The 641-nt window shown below is 43.4% G+C and carries 1 pseudogene; it reads right to left on the bottom strand.

Going from position 1 to position 641, the window contains the following annotated elements:
* Positions 1-296: 296 nt before the first annotated feature.
* Positions 297-641: pseudogene (locus A3761_RS00410) on the bottom strand (DUF2958 domain-containing protein); the annotation flags it as partial.

The following is a 641-nucleotide window of genomic DNA, read 5'->3' on the forward strand; positions in this document are numbered from 1 at the left end:
GAAAAACCTTCGCTTTTACTCTGACCCCAATGGCACTTACTTAAGGCAAACAAAGACGTCATTCCCTTGAATAAGGGAATCCATTGTTTTTACGAGTTATGCGACACATTAAAAGTAAAACTAAACGCATTAAATCATGCAGCGACGAGAAGTCTTCTTTTTTGTTTAGTCGTGTAGGATTCAAAACAATAGATTGCCGCCTGCGCGGCAATGACGATGGGGCATAGCGGGAATGACAAGCGTCGGAGCGCGTCCTAGCTTAAGTAAGTGCCATTCTACTCTGACCCCAATTAATCTTAAAACATAGATACTACTTTCTGAGAGACTCTTTCAAAATAGCTGTCACCACCAGACGAACCGCCCTTTACTTTGATTGTCTTGGGCCTGCTTTCCTGGCTACCCTGGTAGGTTGGCAAGGCCTCACCATACAGACCTGTACTGAGTGTTCTCTGCTCATCAAATAGAATATCTTTTCGGACTCGTACACCCGCTGGTGCCAGTACTTTTTCGAGCTCATCGATCCTGTTTCTAAGATTAGCCCGAGTTAATTGATAAGCACTCTCGCACATCATTTTTCGTGAGTTAAAACTAAAGACACTTGAGAAAAACAAATTTGCATCGTGCCTTGGTGGCTCAAATGA

This window comes from Oleiphilus sp. HI0123 (assembly GCF_001635315.1).